We start from the raw sequence: 23,677 nt of genomic DNA on the forward strand, positions 1-23,677 counted from the left end.
GTTCGTAACCGTTCTTTTACAACCGATTCCGTACTTTTCCCCGGATCTTGTGGTGGAATGCAGCGCTAAGTGAACAATCGACTGGAGCAGCGATGACCACGACAGCTACCCCGGACCCACCCTCCGGCTCGGTGACCATCAGCGGCCTGACCAAGACCTACGGCCAGGCCACGGCGGTCGACGGCCTGGACCTGGAGATCCGGGCCGGCGAGTTCATCTCCCTGCTCGGCCCCTCGGGCTGCGGCAAGACCACCACCCTGCGGATGATCGCAGGCTTCGAGAAACCCGACGCTGGCAGCATCGTGATCGGCGGCAAGGACGTCGTCCGGCTCGCGCCCTACCAGCGCGACGTGAACACGGTCTTCCAGGCGTACGCGCTATTTCCCCACAAGTCGGTCGCGGAGAACGTCGCCTACGGCCTGCAGCAGCGCAAGACCCCCAAGGCGGAGATCCGCGAGCGGGTCGTCGAGGCGCTGCGGATGGTGCGGATGCTCGACTTCGCCGACCGCTCGCCGACCCAGCTCTCCGGTGGCCAGCAGCAGCGCGTCGCGCTCGCCCGGGCGCTGGTCAACCGCCCCAGCGTCCTCCTCCTCGACGAGCCCCTGGGCGCCCTGGACCGCCAGCTGCGCGAGGAGATGCAGCTCGAGCTCAAGCTGCTCCAGTCCCGCCTGGGGATCACCTTCGTCTTCGTCACCCACGACCAGGGCGAGGCGCTCGCGATGAGCGACCGGATCGCGATCATGCGGGCCGGCCGGATCGAGCAGCTCGCCGACGCCGACACCGTATACAACCAGCCCGCCAGTGCGTACGTCGCCGGGTTCGTCGGCCAGCAGAACTTCCTGCACGGCGAGGTCAGCGCCGACGGCACCACCGTCGAGACCCCCTTCGTCGTCGTCGAGGGTCCCGCCAAGCCCGACGGCAAGCCCGGGGAGCCCCACCAGGCCGCGATCCGCCCCGAGGTGATCTCGATCGAGCCCGGGACCCGGGCCGAAGCACTCAACACCGTCGCCGGGGAGGTCCTCCAGGTCTCCCTGCTGGGCGAGGTGATCCAGTACCTGGTCAAGGTCACCGACGAGGTCAGCCTGCTGATCCGCCGCCCCACCCACGGTGCCGTCCGGCTCTCCCCCGGCGACGCGGTCCTCTGCGGCTGGGCCGCCGAGGACGTACGCCTCTTCCCCCTCGATACCCCGTCCGACCCCAGCACCGCTAGGAGCCCACAGTGAGCAGAGACAACAACGTACGCATCCTGGCCAGCCATGCGGGCGCGCGAGCGATCCGCCAGGAGCTCTCGCGGCGTCACTTCCTGAGCCTGGCGGCGCTCGCCGGTGCGTCGGCCGCGCTCAGCGCCTGTGGCTCGGGCGGCGGCGGTGGCGAGTCCAGCGCGGTCGAGCCGGGCGCGGGCGCGACCGGCGGCCCGGTGGAGAAGTCGCTGTCGATCTACACCTGGGGCGACTACGACTCCCCCGAGGTGATCGACGCCTTCGGAAAGACCGGCCCGAAGGTCACCCTCGACTCCTACGGCTCCAACGAGGAGCTGATCTCGAAGCTGGTCGCGGCCAAGGGCACCAGCGGCTACGACATCGTCGTGCCGACCGGGGTCTACATCCCGCAGCTGATCGAGAACGACATCATCGTCCCGTTCAACAAGGACCTGATCCCCAACATGGCGAAGGTCGACCCGCAGTTCCTCGGCCAGGACTGGGACCCGGAGAACGAGTACTCGGTGTGCAAGTGCTGGGGCACCACCGGGTTCGTCTACGACACCACGGTGATCAAGCGCGACCTCGTCACCTGGAACGACTTCATCGACGCGATGCAGAACGAGGCCTCGGGCAAGACCTCGCTGCTCGACGACCCGCAGGGTGTCGCCGGCCTCTACTTCTGGGCCAACGACATCGACTGGAACACCGAGGACATGGCCGACTACGACGCCTACGAGGCCGAGGCGGTCGAGAAGTGGGCGCCGCACATCGCCGGCTTCGACTCCTACCCGGCCACCGGCGCGATGCAGCAGAACACGTTCGCGCTGATGCAGAACTGGAACGGCGACTCGCGACTCGGCATCCTCGAGCACAAGCAGCCCGACCGCTGGAAGTGGGTCCTGCCTGGGCCGACGACCGAGCTGTGGATGGACAACTGGTGCATCCCGACCGGCGCACCCCACCCCGAGGCTGCCCACGCGTTCATCGACTACGTGCTGGAGCCGGAGAACTCGTTCCTGGAGATGGACTACATCGGCTACAACACCGGCATCCAGGGCATCGAGGAGATGGCCAAGGAGCGCAAGGTCGAGCTGCCCGAGATGATCTTCTTCACCGACGAGCAGCTCGCCACCATGAAGAACGGCGCGGTCAACGAGGCCCAGGACCGGCGTACGGAGGTCTACGACAAGCTGAAGGCCGCCGCCAGTGCCTAGGAGCGCGTCCAGCAGGCTTCCCGGGTTCGTCCTCGCCGTCCCCGCGTGGGTGTGGCTGACGGTCTTCTTCGTCGTGCCGTTCCTGCAGATCGCGTGGTTCAGCCTCGGCGAGAAGCCCGGGATGTTCGGCACCCACAGCAACGCGGTGATGTCGCTGGACCGCTACGCCGAGGCGTTCAGCCCGACCTTCTTCACGATCTTCCGGGCGACGCTGTGGATGAGCGTGACGGGGACGATCGCGTGTCTGCTGATCGCGCTGCCGGCGGCGTACTTCATGGCGCTGAAGGTCCCCGCGCACCGGCGCGGGCTGCTGGTCGCACTGGTGATGGTGCCCTACTGGACCTCGTTCCTGATCCGCACGATCGGCTGGAAGGTGATCCTGTCCTCGGAGGGCGCCCTCGCCGGGTTCCTGACCGACGTCGGCCTGGTCTCCGACCCGCATGCGCTGCTCAACACCCGCGGCGCGGTGCTGCTCGGCCTGATCTACAACTACCTGCCGCTGATGATCCTGCCGTTGTACGTCGCCTTCGACCGTGTCGACAGCGCGCTCGGTGAAGCGTCCAAGGACCTCGGCGCGGGCAGGGTGCGGACGTTCTTCCAGGTCACCCTGCCGTTGGCGCGACCGGGCATCATCGCCGGTGTCATCCTGGTCTTCATCCCGATGATGGGCGACTACGTCACCCCGGCCGTCCTCGGCGGCGCCAAGGGCACCATGGTCGGCTCGCTGATCGCCAGCCAGTTCCTGACCGCGCAGAACTGGGCGCTGGGCTCGGCGATGGCGGTCGTGCTCATCCTGCTCACCATGCTCGTCGTCGTGCTCGCCATCGCGCTGCTGTGGGGTGTGGGATGGCTCGTGGGGCGGCGGAGCAGGCTGGTCATCGGAACGAAGAGCATCGGAACGAAGAAGGTGGCGACGGCATGAGCAGACCCTCCGGCACCAACATCGCGCTCGGCGTGTGGACCACGCTGGTCTTCGTCTTCCTGTTCGCCCCGATCATCGTGATCGCCATCTACTCCTTCAACGGCGGCCGCCTGCTCACCGCCTGGGACGGCTTCAGCCTCGAGCCCTTCACGGCGATCGTCGAGCGGCCGACCGTACGCCACACCGTCGCCGTCTCGCTCCAGACCGCCGTGATCGCCGCCCTCCTGGCGAGCGCGCTCGGCACCCTGGCCGGGATGGCGATGGCCCGGTTCCCGGGCCGCTGGACGGGGCCGTTCACGCTGCTGTTGCTGCTGGTCTCGGTGACCCCCGAGATCGTGGACGGCATCGCGCTGCTCCCCTGGTTCGTGACGCTCGGGCAGGACTGGTCGCTGCTGCCGTTCAACAACGGCTACGTACGCCTCGTGATCGGTCACTCGCTCTTCGCGACCGCGGTGGTCACCTACATCGTCCGGGCCCGCCTGGTCGGGCTGGACGCGTCGCTGGAGGAGGCGTCGGCAGACCTCTACGCCCGGCCGGTGGCGACGTTCTTCAAGGTCACGCTGCCCCTGGTCGGCCCGGCGGTCCTGGCCGGCGGGCTGCTCGCCTTCACGCTCAGCCTCGACAACACGGTGATCTCCTCGTTCATCAACGTCTCCGGCACGACCTCGTGGCCCGTCTACGTGCTCTCCTCGGTCCGCTCCGGTCTCAAGCCCGAGATCGCCGCGGTCTCCACCATCCTGCTGGTCTTCACGCTCCTGGTCCTCGGCCTGGTGGCGCGGGTGCTCAAGCGCTCGGGCTCCTCGGTCACCGACACGATGGCCGTGGCCTGATGGGTGGTCGCCCCGATCCGGCGGAGCTGGTGCTCCGCGGTGGCCGGGTGCTGCGCGAAGGGCGGTGGGAGGATGCGGCTCTCGCCGTCCGCGACGGCCGGATCGCGGCGATCGGGGCGTCTGCCGATGCGCTGGTCGGGCCTCGGACCGTCGTCGAGGACCTCGACGGCCGCTGGGTGCTGCCCGCCTTCCACGACTCGCACGTGCACCCGGTCCAGGCCGGGCTGGAGATGAACCAGTGCGACCTGACCGGGCTGTCCACGCTCGAGGAATATCTGGACGCCATCGGCTCCTACGCCGCTGCGAACCCCTCACCGGCCTGGATCACCGGCGGCGGCTGGTCGATGGACTCCTTCCCCGGAGGCGTGCCCAGCGCTTCGCCTCTCGATCAGCTGCTCCCCGACCGGCCGGTCTTCCTGCCCAACCGCGACCACCACTCGGCCTGGGTGAACAGCCGCGCGCTCGAGATCGCCGGGATCGACGCCCGCACGCCCGACCCGGCCGACGGGCGGATCGAGCGCGACGCCTCCGGCCGGCCCACGGGCGCACTGCACGAGGGTGCGATGGCGCTGGTCGGCTCGCTGGTCCCCGCCCCGACCTCCCACGATCTGATGGAGGCGCTGCTGACCGCGCAGCGCCATCTGCACTCCGTCGGGATCGTCGGCTGGCAGGACGCGCTCGTCGGCACCGGTCTCGGGATGCCCGACTCGCTGCCGACCTACGTCGCCGCCCACGACTCCGGCGCGCTCACCGCGAAGGTCGTCCTCGCCCAGTGGTGGGACCGCGACCGTGGCCTGGAGCAGCTGCCCTCGCTCATCGAGCGGCGCTCTCTGGCCGCTCAGGCAGGGCTTGACGCGAGCAGCGTGAAGCTGATGCAGGACGGGGTCTGCGAGACCCACACGGCCGCCATGCTCGATCCCTACCGCGACGCCCACGGCCATCTCACCGACAACCGCGGGCTCTCCTTCATCCCGGCCGATGCGCTGGCGGCGTACGTCGCGGCGCTGGACGCGGCCGGGTTCCAGGCGCACATCCACGCCCTCGGCGACCGGGCGGTGCGCGACAGCCTCGACGCGGTCGCCCACGCGCGGGCGGCCAACGGACCCAGCGGCCTGCGGCATCATCTGGCCCACGTCCAGGTCGTCGACGCCGCCGACGTCCCCCGCTTCGCCGAGCTCGAGGTCACCGCCAACATCCAGCCGCTGTGGGCCTGCCGCGACGAGGCGGTGGAGGTCCTGACCCTGCCGTTCCTGGCACCGGCCGCGCGCGAGCAGCAGTACGTGTTCGGGTCGCTGCTGCGTACGGGTGCCCGGATCGCATGCGGCAGCGACTGGCCCGTCTCCGACCCGGCGCCCCTGCTCGGCATGCACGTCGCGGTCAACCGCCGCTCCCCCGACCAGCCCGCCGACGCCGCCCCGCTGCTTCCCGACGAGGCGCTGTCGGTCACCGAGGCCCTCGCCGGCTACACCACCGGCACCGCCTTCCTCAACCGCCTCGAGGACTCCACCGGTCGGATCGAGACCGGGTACGCCGCCGACCTGGTCGTGGTCGACCACGACATCCTCGTCCAGGACACCACCGTCCTCGGGCGGACCCAGGTCACCCACACGTACGCCGACGGCCGCGAGGTCCACCGGCGCTGACCGCGTGCAAGACTCGTTGCCTTGATCATCTTCGGGCTCAAGGCTTACACGCGGCTTCTCGCGACGCTCTCGCTGGTCTGCCCGACTGTGGGCGGCGCAACTGTCCCGCCAGATCCCGCCGACTCGGCGCATGTGTCCCGCCGGAACCCGCCGAGTCGGCGCGACTGTCCCACGTTCGCGGGACAGATGCGCCGACTCACCCCGAATATCCGAGACAGTTGCGCCGACTCGGCGTGGATTTCTGGGACAGATGCGCCGGGTCGGCGGTCAGTTGACCTTGCGCTCGCGGTCGCCCCAGTAGGGCTCGCGGAGCTTGAACTTCTGCAGCTTCCCCGTGGCCGTGCGGGCCAGGGAGTCGCGGAACTCGACGACCGTGGGGGCCTTGTAGCCGGCGGCCCGCTCCTTGCACCAGGCGATGAGCTCCTCCTGGGTCGCCTCGGTCCCGGGCGCGAGGACGACGAGGGCGAGGATGGTCTCGCCCCACTTCTCGCTGGGGATGCCGATGACGGCCACCTCGGCGACCGAAGGGTGCAGGAAGAGGACGTCCTCGACCTCGGCGGAGGAGACGTTCTCGCCACCGGTGATGATGACGTCCTTGATGCGGTCGGAGATGGTGAGGTAGCCGTCGTCGCCGACGCTGCCGCCGTCGCCGGTGTGGAACCAGCCGTCGGCCAGCGCCTTCTCGGTCTCCTCCGGCTTCTCCCAGTATCCCTCGAGCACCACGTTGGAACGCGCCAGGACCTCCTTGTCGGGCGAGATGTCGAGGCTCACCCCGATCGCGGGCGCGCCGGCGCGGGTCAGCTTCGCGGCGCGCTCCATCGGGTCGAGGTCGTCCCACTCCGCGCGGGTGCGGTTGATGGTCAGCAGCGGCGAGGTCTCGGTGAGGCCGTAGATCTGGATGAACTCCCAGCCGAGCTCCTCCTGGACGCGGACGACCGTCTTCGTCGGCGGCGGAGCGCCGGCCATGATGATCCGCACCCGGTCGCGGCCCGGGATCTCGCCCTCGGTCTTCGTCCACTCCGGGATCGCGTCGAGCACGGCGGCCGCCACCGCGGGCGCGGCGCACATGTACGTGACCCCGTGGTCGCGTACGCGGCGGAGGATCTCCATCCCGTCGACCTTGCGCAGCACCACCTGCGTGATGCCGAGGCCGGTCGCGGCGAACGGCATCCCCCAGCCGTTGGCGTGGAACATCGGCAGCGTGTGCAGGTAGACGTCACGGTCGCTCAGCCCGGCGTGGAGCCCGAAGGTCAGCGCGTTGGTCCAGATGTTGCGGTGGGTGATCTGCACGCCCTTGGGCCGGGCGGTGGTGCCGGAGGTGTAGTTGATCGTGGCCGTCGCGTTCTCGTCGGGTTCCCACGGCTTCGGCTCGACGCCGTCGGCGGCGTAGAGGTTGGCGTCGTCGCCGAGCACGAAGCGGTGCTTGGCCGTCACGTCCTTCAGTGCCTCGTCGATCTCCGGGTCGACCCACAGCACCGAGGCACCCGACTGCTCCACGATGTAGGAGACCTCGTCGGGACGGAGCCGGAAGTTGACGGGCACCAAGATGCGGCCGTAGCCGGAGACGCCGTAGAACGCGGTCAGCAGCCGCGCCGAGTTGTGGGAGACGATCGCGACCCGCTCGCCGACCCCGACGCCGAGCTCGTCCAGCTTCGCCACCATCCGCTTGGCGAGCGACTTCATCTCGGCGTACGTCACCTCCCCCAGCGGGGCCGCCGGCTGGTCGGGTTCGTCGATGATGCCCACCCGCTCGCCGTAGACGGATGCGGCACGGTCGATGAAGTCGTTGACGCTGAACGGGACGAACACGGGCGTTACCTCCAGGTGCAAGTGGTGACCCGGATCACTGTATCGATGAGAGGTCTCTCATGGACCCCCACTTCGGACAGGTGGTCAGGCACTATCGGAGGGTCATGTCCCGCACCCTGAAACTCGTCCTCCCGCTGGTCGTCCTGGTGGCCGTCGGCGTCTACCTGGCCGGCTCCTTCGCAGGAGTCTCCGAGAACGACCCGCCGCCGCGCGAGCCGGTCGTGCTGCCCTCGCAGTCGGCCTCGCCGTCCTCGCCGAGCACCGGATCGTCTCCGAGCACGGATCCCTCGCGTGTCCCGGTCGTCACCCCCGGTCCCGTCGACGACGATGATGACGACGATGACCGCGACGACCGCCATGACGACGACTGACCCACGCCACCGGGGACTGTCCGTACGCGCCCGGATCACCGCCTCCGTCGCCCTTCTCGTCACCCTCGCCCTGGCCGGTGCGGGTCTCATCGTCTACGCGGTCGAGCTCAACCGGGTCGATGCTGCGACCACGCGGGAGACGGAGCAGGAGCTCGACGAGTTCGCCCGGCTGCGCGAGGAGGGCGTCAACCCCGAGACCGGTGCCCCGTTCGAGGTGGAGGGCCTGCTGGTCACCTTCCTGCGCCGCAACGTCCCCGACGACGACGAGCTCCTCGTCGCGTGGGTCGACGGCAAGCCGCGCGCACACTTCCCCAAGGACCCGCTGGTCGACTCGACCCAGTTCCGTGCCGCTGTCGAGAGGCTGGCCGTCGACGGCGGCACGACCTACCTCGACACCGCCGCCGGAGAGCTACGCATCACCAGCCAGCCGGTGCGGCAGGACACCGCCCGGGGCACGGTCGAGGGCGCCCTGCTGGTCGTCTCCTATCTCGACGAGGACCGCGCCGAGCTGCGCAGCACCATGCGCACGTACACGATCGTGGCCGGCCTCCTCGCCCTGCTCGTCACCCTGGTCGCCGCCTGGCAGTCCGGACGTCTGCTCGCCCCACTGACCAGGCTTCGGCACGCCACCGGCGCGGTGAGCGCCACCGACCTCTCCGCCCGCCTGCCCGAGTCGGGCAACGACGACATCTCGGCCCTGACCAGGAACTTCAACGACATGCTGGCCCGCCTGGAGCAGGCGTTCTCCGACCAGCGGCAGTTCCTCGACGACGCCGGTCACGAGCTGCGTACGCCGCTGACGATCATCGGCGGCCACCTCGAGCTCCTCGACGAGTCCGACCCGGCCGAGGTCGAGCAGACCCGGCGGCTGGCGCTCGACGAGGTCGACCGGATGAGCCGGCTGGTCGGCGACCTGATCCTGCTGGCCAAGCACGACCGGCCCGACTTCCTCACCCTCGAGGAGGTCGACGTCGACACCCTCACCGAGGACATCCTCGCCAAGGCCAGCGCGCTCGCCGACCGCGACTGGCACCTCGATGCGGCCACGCCGGGCACCTGGCGCCTGGACCCGCAGCGCGTCACCCAGGCGATGCTGCAGCTGTGCGACAACGCCGTCGGCCACACCGCCCCCGGCGACCGGATCGCGGTCGGCTCGGCGGAGGTCGGCGGCACCCTGCGGCTGTGGGTACGCGACACCGGGCCCGGAGTGCCCGCTGAGGACCGGGAGCGGATCTTCGAGAGGTTCGCCCGCGGCTCCGAGACCGGCTCGGGCGACCGGCCGGGGCTCGGCCTCGGGCTGGCCATCGTCTCCGCCATCGCCACCGCCCACGGCGGCACCGTCGGCGTCGAGGACGCCACGCCGCCCGGCGCCCGCTTCACGATCACCCTGCCCGCACGCCGCGACCCACACGAAGGAGAGGCATGGCCCGCATCCTGATCGTCGAGGACGAGGACCGCATCGCGGCCTTCCTCGCCAAGGGTCTCAGCGCCGACGGCCACCAGACGACCACCGTCGCCGACGGCCTCGAAGGGCTCGAGGAGGCGCTCAGCGGCGCCTTCGACCTGATGGTGCTCGACATCGGGCTCCCGACCATCGACGGCTTCGAAGTGCTCGACCAGCTGCGCGCCCAGGGCTCCCGAATGCCGGTCGTGGTGCTGACCGCCCGCGACTCGGTCCACGACACCGTCTCGGCACTCGAGGGCGGCGCCGACGACTACCTGGCCAAGCCGTTCCGGTTCGCCGAGCTGCGGGCCCGGATCAACGTACGCCTGCGGCAGCAGGACAACACCGACGCCGAGGTGGGCGAGCTCCGCTCCGGGTCGGTCGCGCTGGACCTGCGTACGCGGCGGCTGCGGGTCGACGGGCGCGAGACCGACCTCTCGGCGCGCGAGTTCGCGCTGGCGGAGGTGCTGCTACGGCATCCTGGCCAGGTGCTCTCCCGGGCGCAGCTTCTCGACCTCGCCTGGGGCATGGACTTCGACCCCGGCTCCAACGTCGTCGACGTCTACGTCGGCTACCTGCGCAAGAAGCTGGGAACGGCCCGGGTCGAGACCGTCCGCGGTATGGGTTACCGCTTCCAGCCCTGACCCGGGCCCTCCCGGGATCAGCGCGGGATCAACCCGAGAAATCAGCCGAGCCGCAGGCCGCCCAGCGAGGCGCGCGGGAGACGCTCCAGCGCGGGCGAGACGGTCTCGGCGATCTCGGCCGGCGCGGGCCGGTCACCGGCATCCGGGGCCAGGCACGCCTCGATGACCTTGACGATCTCGGGCGGCGTACGTCTGGGGAGGGCGCCGGGGCGGGAGACGAGCTGCGGGTAGCGCTCCGTGCGGTCGACGGCAGAAGGGTCGCCATGGGGGAACGGCCGTTCGCCGGTGACGGCGTGGAAGAGGGTCGCGCCGAGCGCCCAGACGTCGCTGGCCGGGCCGACCTCGCCGCGCTCGCCGGGGAGGCACTGCTCGGGCGCCATGTAGGCGTCGGTGCCGATCTCGTGGCGCAGCGCCGCCGCGGCGGCCACCGGCCGGGCGACCGAGAGGTCGATCAGCCGGGCCGGTGAGCCCATGATCAGGTTGCTCGGCTTGATGTCGAGGTGCACCCAGCCGGAGCGGCGCAGGTAGTGCAGCGCGGAGGCGAGGTCGAGCGCCAGCGGCAGGTACTGCTGCTCCGGAAGGCGGCCGTGACGGCGGATCAGGGTCGAGAGCCGTGGACCCTCGACGTGCTCCATCACCACGTACGGGCGCTCGCCGTCGAGGTCCTCGCGCAGGCCGCGGACGAGGACGGGATGCTTCAGCTTCGTCAGCGCGTCGGTCTCGCGCCGCAGCGCGTTGCGGCTGGTGTCGCTGCGGATCAGGTTCGGCCGCAGCACCTTGGCCACGACCGGACCGTAGGTGACCTCGTCGAAGGCCAGGAACGCCTCGTACGACGAGCCGCCCCCGAGCAGCCGCATCGCGGTCAGCTCGGGGGTGATGGCGTCACCCTGGACGATGCCCCAGGTGTCGGTCATCGTCGGACTCAGTCCTCAGACCTGGTGTCGGCGTCGTCCTTGGTGTTGTCGCGGGTGTTGTCGCGGGTGTTGTCGCGGGTGTTGTCGCGGGTCGCGTCCTTGGTAGCCCGGGTGACCCCGGTGCCGTTGGTCGCGTCGTCGTCGGCACCGTCGCGGGTGACGTCGTCCGCGTCGTCGATGTCGTCGTCGTCCACGTCGTCGACGGTGGTGACCTGCGTGTTCGACTTCTCCTCGCGCTTGGCGTAGTCGTCGTCAGCGGCTGCGCTCTGGAACGTGACCGCACCGGCCGCGACCACACCGACCAGTCCGGTCGCCAGCAGCATCGGGAGCTTCTTCATGGTTCTTCCTCTCGGTTCTGCCCCGGGTGTTCCCGGCGCCATGGAAGAACCATGTCGACTCGCGGTGAGGTGATCGTGAGACGACCATGAGAGCTCTCTCATCCGCGAGCCGGTTCGGGTCCGGTGGCCGGTGGTGGTAGGAACGTCCCGTGCAGAACGGGGAGTGGCGCGAGATCGCGCTCAAGGTGGGTGTGCTGCTGCTGGTCGGGGTGCTGATCTCCGTGGCGGGCTACGGCTACTCGCGCTCCCGCTTCCGCGAGCACGCCACCGAGCAGGCGGAGACGGCCGCCAGCAGGTTCGCGCGGACGACGAGCTGGACCACGGTCGAGGCGAAGCCGGAGCTGGTCGCCCAGTGGGCCCGGGCCTGCCCCTCGGTCCAGACCCCGCCGACCGAGAAGACGGCTGATGCGCGCGGCCATCTGGAGAAGGTACGCATCACCTCCACCGACCTCACCGAGACCGGTGCCACCGTGGAGCTGACCCCCGACGGCGGCCAGTCTGTGTTCACCCTGGTCGTGACCCGTTCCGGGGAGGGCAAGGACGAGGAGTGGCGGGTCACCGAGGTGACCTGCGCGGCGGGTTGATCCCACCCGTCTGACATCGCCCTCGGGTGGGTACCACACCGGTATGGACACCGCTGGATTCACCACTCTGTTGAACCGCCCAGGTCCGTACGCCACCGTGCTGGCCGACGTCAGCCAGGACTCGGAGAACGCGGCCCACGCCAAGGAGCTGCGCGTCCGCGCCGTCTGCGAGGAGCTCTCCGCGCAGGGCGCCCCACCGGAGGTCGTGGCACAGGTCTCGGAGCGGCTGGGGACGAACCTGCACCAGCCCGCGCCGCTGGCGCACGTCGTCGTCGCGACGCCCGAGGGGGTCGCCTACGACGAGGTGGCCGTCGCCGAGGTCCCCAACCAGGTCGCGACCTGGGACGCGCTGCCCGACCTCGGCACCTGGATCGCCGCCCGCGACGCCTCGATGCCGTTCGTGCTGGTCATGGTCGACCACACCGGCGGTGAGATCTCGCTGTGGGACTCGGGCATGCCGCGGCCGACGAGCACGACCACCGTCGAGGGCGACGAGCTCGAGCACGTGCACAAGGTCCAGGACAACGTCGGCTGGGCGGCCTTCCGCATGCAGCAGACCACCGACAACGTCTGGCGGCACAACGCCGACAAGGTGGCCGAGGAGGTCACCCGGCTGATCCGCGACCACGGCCACGAGCTCGTGCTCGTCGGCGGTGACCCGGCCTCGGTGGGCAGGCTGCGCGACGACCTCGCCGACCTTCCGGTCGAGGTGGTCGAGCTGGCAAGCGGGCAGCGTGCCGCCGACGGCGGCGACGAGGCGCGCGAGGACGCGATCCGCAGCGCGCTGCTCGACCGAGTCGTACGCCGCCGCACGGCACTCGTCCGGCGGCTCGAGGAGGCCTGGGGCCGTGGCGACCGCGCGGCCACCGGTGTACGCGACGTCGCCGACGCCTTCGTCACCGGCCGTGTCGAGACGCTGCTGATCGACCCGGACGCCCTGGCCGGGCGCACGCTCGACCCGGCGGACCACCCCGGCCTCAGCTTCGGCGAGGCTCCGGTCGACGGCCCGGTCGAGGCCGGCGAGGCGCTCATCGCCGCGGCGGTCCTCACCGACGCGGAGGTGTGCGTGCTGCCCGCGAGCCTGCTCGGCGACGCGCCCGTCGCGGCGCTGCTGCGCTGGTCCTGAGCCGGGTCAGCGGCGCCAGGCCCGGATCTTGTCCGGCTCGGTGTCGGGAGACTCCGTGGCCGCCCAGATCTTGCGCCACTCGGCGATCTCCTCACCGGCGGGGTCGGGAGTGCTGCGCTCGGCGGCACGGCGCATCGAGGCGTACCAGTCGGTGGCGTCCTCATCCAGCAGCCTCGCCACCGCCGCCCGGATCCGGGGCGCGAACTCGCGCACCGACTCACCCTCGGCTGGGCGGAGCGGCTCCCCGAAACGTACGGTCAGCTGACGGCGGCCGCCGGACCTGTCCTTCTCGGGCCAGTTCACGCCCCGCGGCATCGCGGCATAGGTGCCACGGTGGGCGATCGGGACGACCGGGACGCCGTACTCCAGGGCCAGGTAGGCGGCGCCGGACCGGAACCGGCCGACGGTGCCGTCCTTGGACCGGGTGCCCTCGGGGAAGACGACCAGCGACCAGCCCTCGGCGAGCACCTCGCCCGGCTGGGTCGACAGCGCTCCCCCGCGACGGTCGATCGGCAGCGTGTTGAAGACGAGCGACGACCCGACCGCCCGCCACCAGGTGTCGAAGAAGTAGTCGGCGGCAGCCGCCACCGCCGTACGCCTGCGCCACTCGTCCGGCAGCGACAGCAGGATCAGCGGGGTGTCGAGGTGGGAGGCATGGTTGGCCACGAAGATCACCGGCCCGTCGAGCCGGTCGAGCACGTCGAGGCCCTCGACCTGGGTCTTCACCTGGGAGCGGAACACCGCCTCGAGCCCCGCCTGGGCGACCTCCCGGACCGCCCGCGCGGCGGGCTTGCGCGACCACTCGTTGTCGAAGACCGTCGTCGTCGCCGGCGGCACGAACGGCTCCGCCGACCGCGGCACCTGCGCCCGGTGACCCCAGCGCCAGCCCCGCTTCATCAGGCGTACGTCGCGGACCGTCTCTTTCCAGAAGCCGCTCATCGCGGTGCCTCCCCCGCTGGTTGAGCCGCCGGAGCCGCTAGGCGGAGGCGTGTCGAAACCAACGCAGTCCCCTCCGCGCTCGACCCGACCGTTTTGGTCTCGACACGGATTCGCTCGTTCCTCACGAATCCGGCTCGACCGACGATGGCGCTCATCGGACGTCCGCCAGCAGGTGCGGTGGGTTGCGCAGATAGGTGATCGACGGCGACGGCCCGACGGTCGAGCTCGCCATCTCCAGGGCATCGCGCAAGGTGGTCGCGGATCGGAAGCCCATCCGAGCCGCGGCCTTCGGGTTCCCGCCGACCCAGATGACGTCGCCGAGGTGGTCGAGCGCGTGCGCGATCCAGTACCACATGTAGAACGGGTGGACGCCGTGGTAGGCGTTGGAGGTGCGGTAGAGGTGGACGTACCACGGGTCCGTGGCGAACTGCTCCTCGAACTTCGGCCCGATCAACGCAGGGTCGGTCGTGTCGGCCAGAACCTCCTCGTAGAAGTCCACGTAGGAGGGGTGGGTGAGCGTGTTGAAGCCCTCGTCGAGCGGGTGGTAGAGGATCGCGACGCCGCCCTCGCGCACCACCGGCCGGCGCAGGTAGGAGTTGAAGTAGTAGCCCAGGCCCATGCAGGCGGCCAGGATCGGGTTCATGGTCGAGTTGACGTTGTAGGGGCCGAGGTAGGGCACCCCCATCACCATCACGTCGGACTGACCCTCGACCTTGACCCGCTGCTGCTGGTGGACGCGCTGCACGGTCAGCTCGTGGACCGGCTCCACGGCGCCGGCGGTGATCCCGGTCAGCCCGTAGTTGGATCGCAGGTCGTGGAACATCTTGTGGCGCATCTTCTGCGGCGCCACCGCCAGGCCCCGGCGCAGGCCGAGCACGGTGGCCTGGTCACGCAGCGACCACTCCCACTCGCGCTTGAGCAAGGTGTCGTAGGGACGACCGAAGACCTCGTTGTCCAGCGTCGTCTCGATCTGGAAGACCTTGACGTTCTCGCCGATCAGCCGGCCCATCCGCCAGGCCGAGGAGTGCATCTCGGAGTGCTTGTGGTCCATGAAGCTCCGGGAGTGGACCATGGTCTTGGCGTTGTGGTGGTGCTTGATCGACTTGTAGGACGCCAGCCCGATACCGACCGACTTGTGGCCGCCGTCCATCGCGACGAGGTTGACGTTGACGTAGATCAGCAGGTCGGAGGTGGCCGCCCGCCTGTTGATCTCGACGTCCTCACCCTTCTCGGTGACGCCCAGGTGCTCGAGGTTGGCGCGGTCCTCGGCGTCGTGGTTGTAGAGCTTCCCGGACGGGGCGAAGGAGCGGAAGACCCGTTCGCCGACGATGTGCTTCATCTCGGCGTCGGTCATCCGGCGGTGGAGAGCCAGCGCCGCGATGATCTCCACGTCGTCGACGCCCTTCTCGGCCGCGATCGTGAGCACCTGCTCGATGATCCGGCCCCGGATGTCGGGCGCTTTCATGGTGGGCAGCGGCAGCGAGAGGTCGTCGAAGGCGATCGTCAGCCGCATCCCCGGGAACATCAGCTCGCGCAGCGGCTCGGAGTCGACCGGCCTCTCCAGGGCCTCCCGGATCGCCTCGTCCACGTCCGGCACCGTCGGCAGCGACTCGGGCGGGTAGACCACCCGGGTGCCCTGCGGGAACTCCTCCAGCCGGAACCCGAGCCCCTCGTGGACGAGCAGGGGCGGCGTACGGTCGTCGACCTCCAGCACGAAGCCTGGGCGTGTCATCGATGACTCTCCTTCTATGACGGCTGTGTTCAACTGGTCCGGCGGGGGTCGAACGCCACCTTGACGGTGCCGAGCCGACCGGCTGAGTGGGCATGGTCGAGGGCCTCGCGCCAGCGGTGGAGCGGGTACGGCGCGACGGTCTTGGCGAGGCGGCACATGGCGTCGTGGCCGACCAGGTCCAGGGCGGTGGCGAAATCGCCTGAGCCTCGGGAGGAGGCGTACGTCCCGACCACCTCGAGCTCGCGGAACCAGGCCGCCGACAGGTCGGCCGAGGCAGGCATCCCGGAGAGCACCACCCGGCCGCCGGCGCGGGTGGCGTGCAGGCAGGTCTGCAGCGACTCCTTGGAGCCGACCGCGTCGACGGTCACGTCGACTCCGCCGAGGAGATAGGGCGAGGAGAGCATCTCGGGTTCGAGCATGAAAGCGCTGGTCGCACGGCGGATTCGCCGCAGCGTCTCGCCCGGCGCGACGACCTCGGTGGCGCCGAACTCGAGCGCCAGCTCCCGCTGGTGAGCGTGCTTGGCGACGACCAGGATCTCGGCGGCGTCGGTGAGCTCGCGCAGGGCCAGCGTGGCCAGCAGCCCGACCGAGCCGGCGCCCGAGACGAGCACGCGGTCGCCGGGCTTGATCGCGGCCCGCCGGGCCGTGTGGACCGCACAGGCGACCGGCTCTGCGAGCAGCGCCTGCTCGTCGGAGTAGCCGTCGGGCACCACGTGGAGCTGGGAGCGGTGCACCGAGAGCTGCTGCGACCAGCCGCCGCCGGTGTCGTGGCAGAACCCGGTCTGCAGCCCGGAGGAGATGTCGCCGACGGTGATCCGGGAGCACCGGTTGGTCTCACCCCGGGCACACGCCTCGCACGCCTCCAACCCCCGCGCAGCGCAGGTCAGAACGGGGTCGACGACCACGCGGGTGCCGGCCGGCAGGTCGCCGCACGGGTCGAGCAGCTCGCCGACGATCTCGTGGCCGGGCACGAACGGCAGGCTCACCAGCGGCTGGAAGTAGAGGGAGGTCTTCCCCGACAGCATCCCCAGGTCGGACCCGCAGATCCCGGCGAGCGACACCTTCAGCCGCGCCCACCCGTCGTGGTCGACCTTGGGCGGGTCGAGCGTCACCATCCGCAGCGGTGCCGCAGCTCCGGTCAGCAGCAGCGGCAGCCGGCCTCCGGCGACCTTACCCAGCGCCGTCTTGGCGACGCTGCGGTACATCTCGAGCGCGAGCATTCAGCCCCTCCTCATCGAGCTCGTCGGCCTCATCGCCGCAGCCCGGCCGGGTCGAGCGTACGGCTCGCGTGTCCCGGGGACTCCCAGTCGACGATCGTCCAGTGCGACTTCTTGGCGTGCCGGAAGAGAGGTACGTCCGGCCGCACGGCCACCGGGTGCCCGACCGCCGCGAGCAGCGGGAGGTCGGAGTGGGAGTCGGCGTAGGCGAAGCAGTCGGCCGGCGAGATGCCCTCGCGGCGGGACCACTCGCGGACGAACGCCCCGCGGGACTCCCCGACCAGCGGCGAGGCGGCCAGGTGGCCGGTGCAGAACCCACGGTCGTCGACGGCCGGGTCGGCGGCCTCGATGTGGTCGAAGAGCGGCCGCAGCGGCCTGGTCAGCGGCCGGATCGCGCCGGTGACCAGCACCGTCACGTGCCCCGCGGCACGGTGCTCCCGGATCCGCCGCACCGCGCCCGGAGCCAGCCGCCCGAGGATGTGCGTGGTCAGGTGCTGGTCGACGATCTCGTCGAGCTCGGAGAGCCGCGCACCGGCGTACTCCTTGTAGACCGTACGCAGCAGCGAGCTGCGCTCGGCACGGTCCGCCCACACGTACTTGGGCACCTTGCCGGCCATCCGGGCGATCTCTGCCGCCTTCTTGGTGCCCGACAGCTCGCCGAGGCGCAGCCAGAGGTAGGTCTCGATCACGTTGGAGGACATCAGGGTGCCGTCGAGGTCGAAGAAGGCGGCGACCCGCTCCTCCTTGACCCTCGGGAGGCGGCCGGGGACCGGCTTCTTCCGCAGCTTGCGCAGCTCGTCGAGCTCACGGACCGGCTTGGTCACCGACGGCACGTGGATGCCGTAGAGGTACTCGTGCCAGTCGATCACGCCGGTGTCGAAGGCGAAGGTCTCCTGGTCGGCCGGCGACAGCGACCGGTAGAGCGCGAGCGTGTTGGCGTCGACGAAGCGCAGGTCGGCCTGGGCGTACTCCTTGTAGAGGTCCAGGTAGCGCCGCAGGAACTTCAGCCGGCGACCCTGCCGGTCGAGGTCGCGGGCCCAGCCGCGAGTGCGGTCGCTGCGCGGCGCGAGCCCGAGGAGGGTGTCGGCGAGCTTGTGCACCTTCTCGCCGGTCGTCATCATCCGCTCGACCGAGGCGCCGCCCGGGAAGGTCCACTCCGGCAGCCGCGCGGCCCCGCGGTCGCCGGCCGCGAAGGGCTCCTTGGAGAAGTAGGCGCGCACCTCCTCGTAGAGCATCCCGAAGGTCACCGGGTTGCGGTCGCCGGAGGCGAGGTGGAAGTAGGCGGGCTCGCCGTGCTGCGGCGGGTGGGCGAGGCAGGCGACGATGGAGGCGACCACATGGTCGACGGGCACGATGTCGATGGCCGTGTCGGCGGCCGCCGGGAAGAGCGGCAGCTCGCCGCGCCCGTAGGCCAGGATCAGCGGCTCGGCCATCTTGAAGCCCTCGATCCAGCCCGGATGCGGGCGGGAGAGAGCCGACTCGATGATCGCCGGCCGGTAGATCGTGGCGCGATGGCCGGCTGCGGCATAGGCCTCCACGACCCGCTCCCCCAGCGCCTTGGTGAAGGTGTAGCAGTCGGTCCAGCCCAGCGAGCGCGCCCGCTCGGTGCCGAGACGGACGAGCTCCTCCTTCACCCACTTCTTCCGCGCCTCCTCCGCGGCAGCGGCGGCGGTCATCAGGCCGGCGCGGCCGTGCTCGCGCTCGGCCTGCTTGCGCAGCCTGGAGATCACCTCGACGCTGCGCGAGCGCTCCTCGACCGCGGCGCGCTGCGCCAGCCCCCAGGCGAGCTCGGCGTCCACGTCGACGGCATGGTCCACGGGACCCTCGGGGATGTGCCCCCTCCGCCGCCCGGAGACGTACGCGGTCGAGACGTGCAGATAGTGGATGTCGCGTCCGGTCTCCTCGACCCGCTTGAGCAGCTCACGCACGCCGACGACGTTGGTGACGAACCCCTCGTCCACCGGCGGGTCGAACGAGACGTCGCCCGCAGAGTGGACGACCGCGTCGAGATCATCCGGGAGCGGGGGCGGATCGGAGAGGTCGCCCTCGACGACGTTGACCTCCGCGTCGGCGACCGTCTCGAAGATCGGCTTGGCCAGCAGCTTCGCGATCCTCGCCTCACCCGATGTCGAGCCCTTGGGCCGCACGAGGACGCTGAGACGTACGTCCGGCACCTCGGTCAGCAGCAGATGCAGCAGCGCCTCCCCGACGAAGCCGGTCACGCCCGTGAGCAGGACGTGCTGTCCCGCGAGCCGTTCTCTGATCTCAGAGGTCACCCGGGTGATTCTGCCCAATCCAGCAAAGTCTGCACGTCAATTCTGTTCAAATCGGGACCCAACCATCGGCGAGGCTCGATACGTGTAAGCCATCGGACGACGATAGGGAGACCGATGTGCTGACCGACCTGCTCGATGACCTCGCTCGCGAGGCACCCACCGGCGGCGCCCCGCCGGGGCAGCTGTGGCGGCGCGGCCGCCGCGTCGCGCGTACGCGCCGTCTCGGCACCGTCGCCATCGCTGCTGTCGCCTGCCTGCTGCTGATCGCGCTGGGCTCGGTGACCTGGCAGCAGCGCGCTGTCGAGCCGCCGGTCGCGGAGACCGAGACGAAGTCGTACGTCCCGGCTCGGATCTTCACGCCGAGCCCCTATCTCCCGGGGACCGACGAGCAGGGTCCGCCAGGGGTGCTGATCGCGACGATCCAGACCGAGCGCAAGGGCTGGTCCGATCGTGGGTTCGGGCTGGTCGGAGTCTCGGCGACCGCCGGCGACTACCGGTTCCTCGACCTTCCCGACGCGCATCCGGAGCATCTCCGTGACGCGGCGCTGTCGCCCGACGGCCGACACGTGGCGTACTGGATCACCGGCTCGGTTCCCGATCCGTTCCCGAGACGTCCGAAGGTGCCGAGCAGCAGTGCATTCTCCGACTTCCCGCCGATCGTCGGCTATGCCGTCTACGACACCGTCACCGGCGAGGTCGAGCGCCAGGTGCAGCGGACCCAGCACGGCATCGGCGGCCAGGCCTTCGTCTGGTTCGACCCGGAGCATCTGGGCGTGGCGTACGGCCAGATGCGGGACTGCTGCAGCGTCACGCCCAACCGGAGCTTTGTCCATGACCTGGCCAACGGCACGGCCGACGCTCTGTCCGTCGACATCGCAAGGACCAGCACGAACGGCCACGGGACGCTCATCGACGGCAGCGATGACACCGAGCGGCGCAGCGGGACAAGCACCCTGATCGGTAACGACGGTTCGACGACGTCGGTCAGGACGCGCACCTCCGATGCGTCGAGGGTGAGCGGCAGCATGTTCACCGTCCTGAGCCCCGACGCGACGAGAGTCGCGTTCCTCACCGGATCCTCCGCGCCGGACACCGTCGAGCTCGTCGACATCGATGACGGGACCACCCGCACGATCGACGTACAGAGCCTCGGCATCGTTGCCTGGCTGGACGCGACCCACCTCGCCGCCTACGCCGAAGGCCCCGACGACGAAGCTCATCTCGACCTTCGGTCGGTGGACATTCGTGACGGCTCCACGACGACATTCGTCCAGAACGCCGACGAGGCCCGGTTCGCGATCAACCTCCTCGACTCGCCGGTCCGCGAGCAGCCGGCCCCGCCCCGGCCCTGGTCTCCGTGGAGGATCACGGGCACGGCCGCTGCGATCGTCGCCGGCGCTGCGGTCGCGATCCTCGCCTGGAGGCGCCGTGCGGGACGCTGACAGCCACAGCTTCGAGGAGTTCGTCGCGGCACGCCGACCGGCCCTGCTGCGTACGGCCTTCCTCCTCACCGGCCAGGCCGCGGACGCCGAGGACCTGGTCCAGACGACCCTCATCAAGGTGGTGCCGAGGTGGGGCAGGATCAAGGACAACCCCGAGGCGTACGTCCGCAAGGTGCTCGCCCGCGAAGCCACCACCCGGTGGCGCACCCGCCGGTGGCGGGAGACCGTGGTCGCACACCTCCCCGAGCGGGAGGCGACCGGTCCGGACCTGACCTCTGGCGTCGCCGTTCGGGATGCGCTGCTGCGGCTCGCACCTCGGCAGCGTGCGGTCATCGTCCTGCGCTACTACGACGACCTCGCCGAGCGCGAGACCGCGGCCACGCTCGGCGTCTCCATCGGCACCGTCAAGTCCCAGACCAGCGACGCGCTCGCCCGTCTTCGGGCGTCGATTCCCGATCTCGACGCGCCCGATGGATCCTCGGTTGCGGGCTTGCGCGGGTGACCTGCGAAACTGGCGGAACCCCCGCAAACCCTGAGGAGACGTACGTGTCGAGGAAGCTGCTCAGTGTCGCAGCCGCCCTCTCCGCGACCGCTCTCGCGGGCTGCGGATCGGACCAGCCGACGACACGCAGCCCTGGTCCCAGGCCCTCCGCCTCGTCACCTGTCGAGGCATCGGGGCCGTGTCTCTTCGAGCCTGCGCAGGTCGCCAGCGCCATCCCCGGGTCGTGGTCGCGTTCCGCTGACGAGGACGTCTGCACCTACACCAGCGATCGGGGCGCGATCTTCGTGACGACGCTCGTCGACACGTCTGTCTCCGCCGGGCTCGACGCGAGCCGGGAGGACTGCATCCCCTCACCTGCGCCGGTCGAGATCGGCGACCGGGCGTTCGTGTGTATCGAGTCGCACGACGACGGTGATCTCGTGGTCGGAAATGTTGCTGTCGGGAGTCGGTTGTGGTCGCTCGTCATCGTTCCTGACGAGGGGGTTCACGACGCCGAGCTCGGGGCTATGGGGCGGCTTGTCGAGATGGTGGCTGACTCCTGAACCCGCTGGTCGAGCCGCTTCCCCGCTGGTCGACCCCGCTGGTCGAGCCGCCGGAGCCGCTAGGCGGAGGCGTGTCGAGACCAACACATTTCTCTTCTCGGGAAAGCTCGGTTGAGCGACTGTGTTTTCGTTGTCGGGTTCGCCGCCGACCCTTGCTTTGAGTGTTTCTCGATCAGCCACCGCGTCAAGGACGGGCTTCGCCCGCCGCTTCGCGGTGGCCTTCGGCCATCCTTGACCCGGCACCCGATCGAGAAAGATTTCGCCTATATCGGGGCGGCGGCGACAGAGTGGCGCAGCACTCATGATTCCTGTTCGCCGACTGCGTAACATGGGCCTGACCAGCATAAATGAGTCGCGCCGTGTCGCTGTCTCGCATATAATAAGACGCATGTACGAGACCATCGACCGCCTCCTCGACGGACCACCACCCGGTGCGTCCGAGCATGAGCTGGTCGACTGGATCACCCGACTCGAAACAGTGAAGTGCCGAGCCGAGGCGGTTCAGGCAGAAGCAGCGGTACGTCTGGAGGAAGCCGCCCGCAAGCGGCAGGCCAAGGCTGGGGTTCCGACTCGCAAGCTGGGTGAAGGCGTGGCCTCGCAGGTCGCGCTCGCTCGTCGAGTCTCCCCCGCGAAGGGAGCCAAGCTGCTCGGGCTGGCGAAGATCCTGCTCACCGAGATGCCGCACACCTTCAGGTTGATGAAGGCCGGCCTGTTCTCGCAGTGGCAGGCCACCATCCTCGCCCGCGAGACCGCGTGCCTCTCCCTCGAAGACCGCCGCGTTGTCGACTAGGAGCTCTGCGCACCTGGACCGGGTGGTGAGCCCGCGAAGGCGGTGGCGATGGGGCTGCGGCAGCTCGAGAACGCCGCCAAGAAACTCGCCATCACCCTCGACCAGGAATCCGTCGTCAACCGAGCCGCCAACGCGGCCAAGGACCGACGGGTCAGCCTGCGGCCGGCACCCGACACGATGACCTGGCTCGGTGCCCTGTTGCCGGTCAAGGACGGGGTCGCGGTGTTCGCGGCCTTGGATCAGGCCGCCAACGCTGCCCGGGCTGCTGGTGATGAGCGGTCGCGGGGTCAGGTCATGGCCGACACCCTGGTTGCCCGGGTCACCGGGCGTGAGGCCGGGGTCAAGCCGCGGATCGAGGTCAAGATCGTGATGACGGCCGACGCACTGGCCAACGACGCCGACCAGCCCGCGATGGTCGAGGGCTACGGACCCGTCCCCGCCGCCTGGGCGCGTGACGCCCTCAGCGATGCGGAGGTATTCGTCCGCAGGTTGTTCACCGACCCCGCCGGACAGTTGGTGGCGATGGAATCCCGGTCCCGCAAAGCCCCTGACGGGCTCGCGGAGTTCGTCGCCACCCGTGACGGGGGGATCTGCCGGACCGTGGGCTGTGATGCGCCGATCCGCAACATCGACCACGTCGAGCGATTCGCCGACGTCGGCACTACCGGTGCCGAGAACCTCCAAGGGTTGTGCGAACGCTGCAACCAAGCCAAGGAAGCGATCGGCTGGCGGGCCAGACCAGGACCCGACGGCTCCATCGTCACCATCACACCCAGCGGCCACGTCTACACCAGCCCGCCACCCGACACCTGGCGCCCAGATCCGCCACCGCTCTCTCCGAGAGAGTTCGCGCTGCGCGACCTACTCCTCGACCACCGCCTCGCGGCCTGACCCAGCGCCGAGGGAACTTTCTTCGGATCAGTGCTTGACCTTGACGCTACGTCAGACCTGCACGCTTCTTCCACAGCCCCAAACAAGGGGCCCGAAACCACCGAAGAAGGAGCACCACCATGAACAACATCCTCACCCGCCTCATCGGCGACAAGAAGGACTGGAAGCGCATGGAAGCCCGCGCCTCGACGTCACCGGCCCCGACCTCGCCGCCTTCTGCGACGCGCGACTGCCCGAGCAGCACGACGCCTACCGCGCCAAGCTGCGGAACAACCTCAACGAGGTCGCCCAGAAGCTGTCGTGAG

Annotated in this window: 23 protein-coding genes; 16 read left to right on the forward strand and 7 right to left on the reverse strand. The window is 70.0% G+C overall.

All coding sequences use genetic code 11. The features are described 5' to 3' along the window. Positions 1-92 precede the first annotated feature (92 nt). From G5C66_RS14620 to G5C66_RS14640, 5 genes are read left to right on the forward strand one after another with little or no spacing between them, the layout of a single operon-like run. On the forward strand, positions 93-1,223 hold the full coding sequence (locus G5C66_RS14620) for an ABC transporter ATP-binding protein (protein WP_165111694.1): 1,131 nt from the start codon (positions 93-95) through the stop codon (positions 1,221-1,223). Further along, positions 1,220-2,416: an extracellular solute-binding protein gene (locus G5C66_RS14625; protein WP_165111695.1), complete on the forward strand. Its 1,197-nt coding sequence runs from the start codon at positions 1,220-1,222 to the stop codon at positions 2,414-2,416. The genes G5C66_RS14620 and G5C66_RS14625 overlap by 4 nt, the downstream gene beginning before the upstream one ends. Next, positions 2,409-3,338 carry an ABC transporter permease subunit gene (locus G5C66_RS14630; protein ID WP_165111696.1) on the forward strand — a complete coding sequence of 310 codons (930 nt, stop codon included), beginning with the start codon at positions 2,409-2,411 and terminating at the stop codon, positions 3,336-3,338. The genes G5C66_RS14625 and G5C66_RS14630 overlap by 8 nt, the downstream gene beginning before the upstream one ends. Next, complete coding sequence (locus G5C66_RS14635) at positions 3,335-4,168, forward strand: ABC transporter permease (RefSeq protein ID WP_165111697.1); 834 nt, start codon at positions 3,335-3,337, stop codon at positions 4,166-4,168. Before G5C66_RS14630 ends, G5C66_RS14635 begins: the two co-directional genes overlap by 4 nt. Beyond that, a complete protein-coding gene (locus G5C66_RS14640) occupies positions 4,168-5,811 on the forward strand; it encodes an amidohydrolase (RefSeq protein ID WP_165111698.1) in 1,644 nt (547 codons plus the stop codon). Before G5C66_RS14635 ends, G5C66_RS14640 begins: the two co-directional genes overlap by 1 nt. A 267-nt stretch (positions 5,812-6,078) precedes the next feature. Here G5C66_RS14640 and G5C66_RS14645 read toward each other — a convergent pair whose 3' ends face one another. Continuing rightward, the gene (locus G5C66_RS14645; RefSeq protein ID WP_165111699.1) at positions 6,079-7,620 is read right to left on the reverse strand and encodes an AMP-binding protein; all 1,542 of its coding nucleotides are present in this window, start codon (positions 7,618-7,620) and stop codon (positions 6,079-6,081) included. 104 nt (positions 7,621-7,724) lie between these two features. On the opposite strand from G5C66_RS14645, the gene G5C66_RS14650 reads away from it, so the two are divergent. The 3 genes from G5C66_RS14650 to G5C66_RS14660 are packed head-to-tail and all read left to right on the forward strand — an operon-like array spanning position 7,725 to position 10,079. Continuing rightward, positions 7,725-7,991: a small secreted hydrophilic protein gene (locus G5C66_RS14650; RefSeq protein ID WP_165111700.1), complete on the forward strand. Its 267-nt coding sequence runs from the start codon at positions 7,725-7,727 to the stop codon at positions 7,989-7,991. Beyond that, positions 7,960-9,429 (forward strand): sensor histidine kinase, encoded by a 1,470-nt coding sequence (locus G5C66_RS14655; protein ID WP_165111701.1) that lies wholly within the window; start codon positions 7,960-7,962, stop codon positions 9,427-9,429. The genes G5C66_RS14650 and G5C66_RS14655 overlap by 32 nt, the downstream gene beginning before the upstream one ends. Continuing rightward, the gene (locus G5C66_RS14660; RefSeq protein ID WP_165111702.1) at positions 9,414-10,079 is read left to right on the forward strand and encodes a response regulator transcription factor; all 666 of its coding nucleotides are present in this window, start codon (positions 9,414-9,416) and stop codon (positions 10,077-10,079) included. The genes G5C66_RS14655 and G5C66_RS14660 overlap by 16 nt, the downstream gene beginning before the upstream one ends. Positions 10,080-10,120: 41 nt before the next feature. On the opposite strand, the gene G5C66_RS14665 is transcribed toward G5C66_RS14660, so the two are convergent. Beyond that, a complete protein-coding gene (locus G5C66_RS14665; protein ID WP_165111703.1) occupies positions 10,121-10,993 on the reverse strand; it encodes a serine/threonine-protein kinase in 873 nt (290 codons plus the stop codon). Positions 10,994-11,001: 8 nt separating this feature from the next. Beyond that, positions 11,002-11,331, reverse strand: coding sequence for a hypothetical protein (locus G5C66_RS14670; RefSeq protein WP_165111704.1), 330 nt, complete (start codon positions 11,329-11,331; stop codon positions 11,002-11,004). 149 nt (positions 11,332-11,480) lie between these two features. On the opposite strand from G5C66_RS14670, the gene G5C66_RS14675 reads away from it, so the two are divergent. Then, positions 11,481-11,915 carry a hypothetical protein gene (locus G5C66_RS14675; RefSeq protein WP_165111705.1) on the forward strand — a complete coding sequence of 145 codons (435 nt, stop codon included), beginning with the start codon at positions 11,481-11,483 and terminating at the stop codon, positions 11,913-11,915. Between the two features lie 43 nt (positions 11,916-11,958). After that, entirely contained in the window at positions 11,959-13,041 is a 1,083-nt protein-coding gene (locus G5C66_RS14680) for a baeRF2 domain-containing protein (RefSeq protein ID WP_165111706.1), read from the forward strand. Positions 13,042-13,047: 6 nt separating this feature from the next. Here the strand turns inward: G5C66_RS14680 and G5C66_RS14685 are convergent, their stop codons facing one another. From G5C66_RS14685 to G5C66_RS14700, 4 genes are all read right to left on the reverse strand, one after another. Beyond that, entirely contained in the window at positions 13,048-13,980 is a 933-nt protein-coding gene (locus G5C66_RS14685) for a lysophospholipid acyltransferase family protein (RefSeq protein ID WP_165111707.1), read from the reverse strand. A gap of 151 nt (positions 13,981-14,131) precedes the next feature. Continuing rightward, on the reverse strand, positions 14,132-15,712 hold the full coding sequence (gene larAH, locus G5C66_RS14690; RefSeq protein ID WP_165111708.1) for an NPN-dependent hydroxyacid isomerase, LarAH14/15/16 family: 1,581 nt from the start codon (positions 15,710-15,712) through the stop codon (positions 14,132-14,134). Between the two features lie 29 nt (positions 15,713-15,741). Continuing rightward, positions 15,742-16,932, reverse strand: a complete 1,191-nt coding sequence (locus tag G5C66_RS14695) for a zinc-dependent alcohol dehydrogenase (RefSeq protein ID WP_165111709.1) — start codon at positions 16,930-16,932, stop codon at positions 15,742-15,744. Between the two features lie 29 nt (positions 16,933-16,961). After that, positions 16,962-19,205, reverse strand: coding sequence for an HAD-IB family phosphatase (locus G5C66_RS14700; protein WP_338144179.1), 2,244 nt, complete (start codon positions 19,203-19,205; stop codon positions 16,962-16,964). Between the two features lie 116 nt (positions 19,206-19,321). On the opposite strand from G5C66_RS14700, the gene G5C66_RS14705 reads away from it, so the two are divergent. From G5C66_RS14705 to G5C66_RS14725, 6 genes are all read left to right on the forward strand, one after another. Further along, complete coding sequence (locus tag G5C66_RS14705; RefSeq protein WP_165111711.1) at positions 19,322-20,647, forward strand: hypothetical protein; 1,326 nt, start codon at positions 19,322-19,324, stop codon at positions 20,645-20,647. Further along, a complete protein-coding gene (locus G5C66_RS14710; protein ID WP_165111712.1) occupies positions 20,634-21,149 on the forward strand; it encodes a SigE family RNA polymerase sigma factor in 516 nt (171 codons plus the stop codon). The genes G5C66_RS14705 and G5C66_RS14710 overlap by 14 nt, the downstream gene beginning before the upstream one ends. A 284-nt stretch (positions 21,150-21,433) precedes the next feature. Continuing rightward, a complete protein-coding gene (locus tag G5C66_RS14715) occupies positions 21,434-21,691 on the forward strand; it encodes a hypothetical protein (protein ID WP_165111713.1) in 258 nt (85 codons plus the stop codon). Positions 21,692-22,079: 388 nt separating this feature from the next. Further along, positions 22,080-22,481, forward strand: coding sequence for a hypothetical protein (locus tag G5C66_RS26045; RefSeq protein WP_241248522.1), 402 nt, complete (start codon positions 22,080-22,082; stop codon positions 22,479-22,481). A 48-nt stretch (positions 22,482-22,529) separates the two neighbouring features. Then, the gene (locus tag G5C66_RS14720) at positions 22,530-23,372 is read left to right on the forward strand and encodes an HNH endonuclease (RefSeq protein WP_241248523.1); all 843 of its coding nucleotides are present in this window, start codon (positions 22,530-22,532) and stop codon (positions 23,370-23,372) included. Between the two features lie 34 nt (positions 23,373-23,406). Beyond that, positions 23,407-23,676, forward strand: coding sequence for a hypothetical protein (locus G5C66_RS14725; RefSeq protein ID WP_241248524.1), 270 nt, complete (start codon positions 23,407-23,409; stop codon positions 23,674-23,676). Position 23,677: the final 1 nt, after the last annotated feature.

The organism is Nocardioides turkmenicus, from assembly GCF_011045035.1.
Lineage (GTDB): Bacteria > Actinomycetota > Actinomycetes > Propionibacteriales > Nocardioidaceae > Nocardioides > Nocardioides turkmenicus.

What these genes read in the sequence shown, in the direction of transcription:
- G5C66_RS14620 (WP_165111694.1), top strand. Translation starts at nt 93, where the DNA reads ATGACCACGACAGCTACCCCGGACCCACCCTCCGGCTCGGTGACCATC.
- G5C66_RS14635 (WP_165111697.1), top strand. Translation starts at nt 3,335, where the DNA reads ATGAGCAGACCCTCCGGCACCAACATCGCGCTCGGCGTGTGGACCACG.
- G5C66_RS14640 (WP_165111698.1), top strand. Translation starts at nt 4,168, where the DNA reads ATGGGTGGTCGCCCCGATCCGGCGGAGCTGGTGCTCCGCGGTGGCCGG.
- G5C66_RS14650 (WP_165111700.1), top strand. Translation starts at nt 7,725, where the DNA reads ATGTCCCGCACCCTGAAACTCGTCCTCCCGCTGGTCGTCCTGGTGGCC.
- G5C66_RS14655 (WP_165111701.1), top strand. Translation starts at nt 7,960, where the DNA reads ATGACCGCGACGACCGCCATGACGACGACTGACCCACGCCACCGGGGA.
- G5C66_RS14660 (WP_165111702.1), top strand. Translation starts at nt 9,414, where the DNA reads ATGGCCCGCATCCTGATCGTCGAGGACGAGGACCGCATCGCGGCCTTC.
- G5C66_RS14665 (WP_165111703.1), bottom strand. Translation starts at nt 10,993, where the DNA reads ATGACCGACACCTGGGGCATCGTCCAGGGTGACGCCATCACCCCCGAG.
- G5C66_RS14670 (WP_165111704.1), bottom strand. Translation starts at nt 11,331, where the DNA reads ATGAAGAAGCTCCCGATGCTGCTGGCGACCGGACTGGTCGGTGTGGTC.
- G5C66_RS14680 (WP_165111706.1), top strand. Translation starts at nt 11,959, where the DNA reads ATGGACACCGCTGGATTCACCACTCTGTTGAACCGCCCAGGTCCGTAC.
- G5C66_RS14685 (WP_165111707.1), bottom strand. Translation starts at nt 13,980, where the DNA reads ATGAGCGGCTTCTGGAAAGAGACGGTCCGCGACGTACGCCTGATGAAG.
- larAH (WP_165111708.1), bottom strand. Translation starts at nt 15,712, where the DNA reads ATGACACGCCCAGGCTTCGTGCTGGAGGTCGACGACCGTACGCCGCCC.
- G5C66_RS14695 (WP_165111709.1), bottom strand. Translation starts at nt 16,932, where the DNA reads ATGCTCGCGCTCGAGATGTACCGCAGCGTCGCCAAGACGGCGCTGGGT.
- G5C66_RS26045 (WP_241248522.1), top strand. Translation starts at nt 22,080, where the DNA reads ATGTACGAGACCATCGACCGCCTCCTCGACGGACCACCACCCGGTGCG.
- G5C66_RS14720 (WP_241248523.1), top strand. Translation starts at nt 22,530, where the DNA reads ATGGGGCTGCGGCAGCTCGAGAACGCCGCCAAGAAACTCGCCATCACC.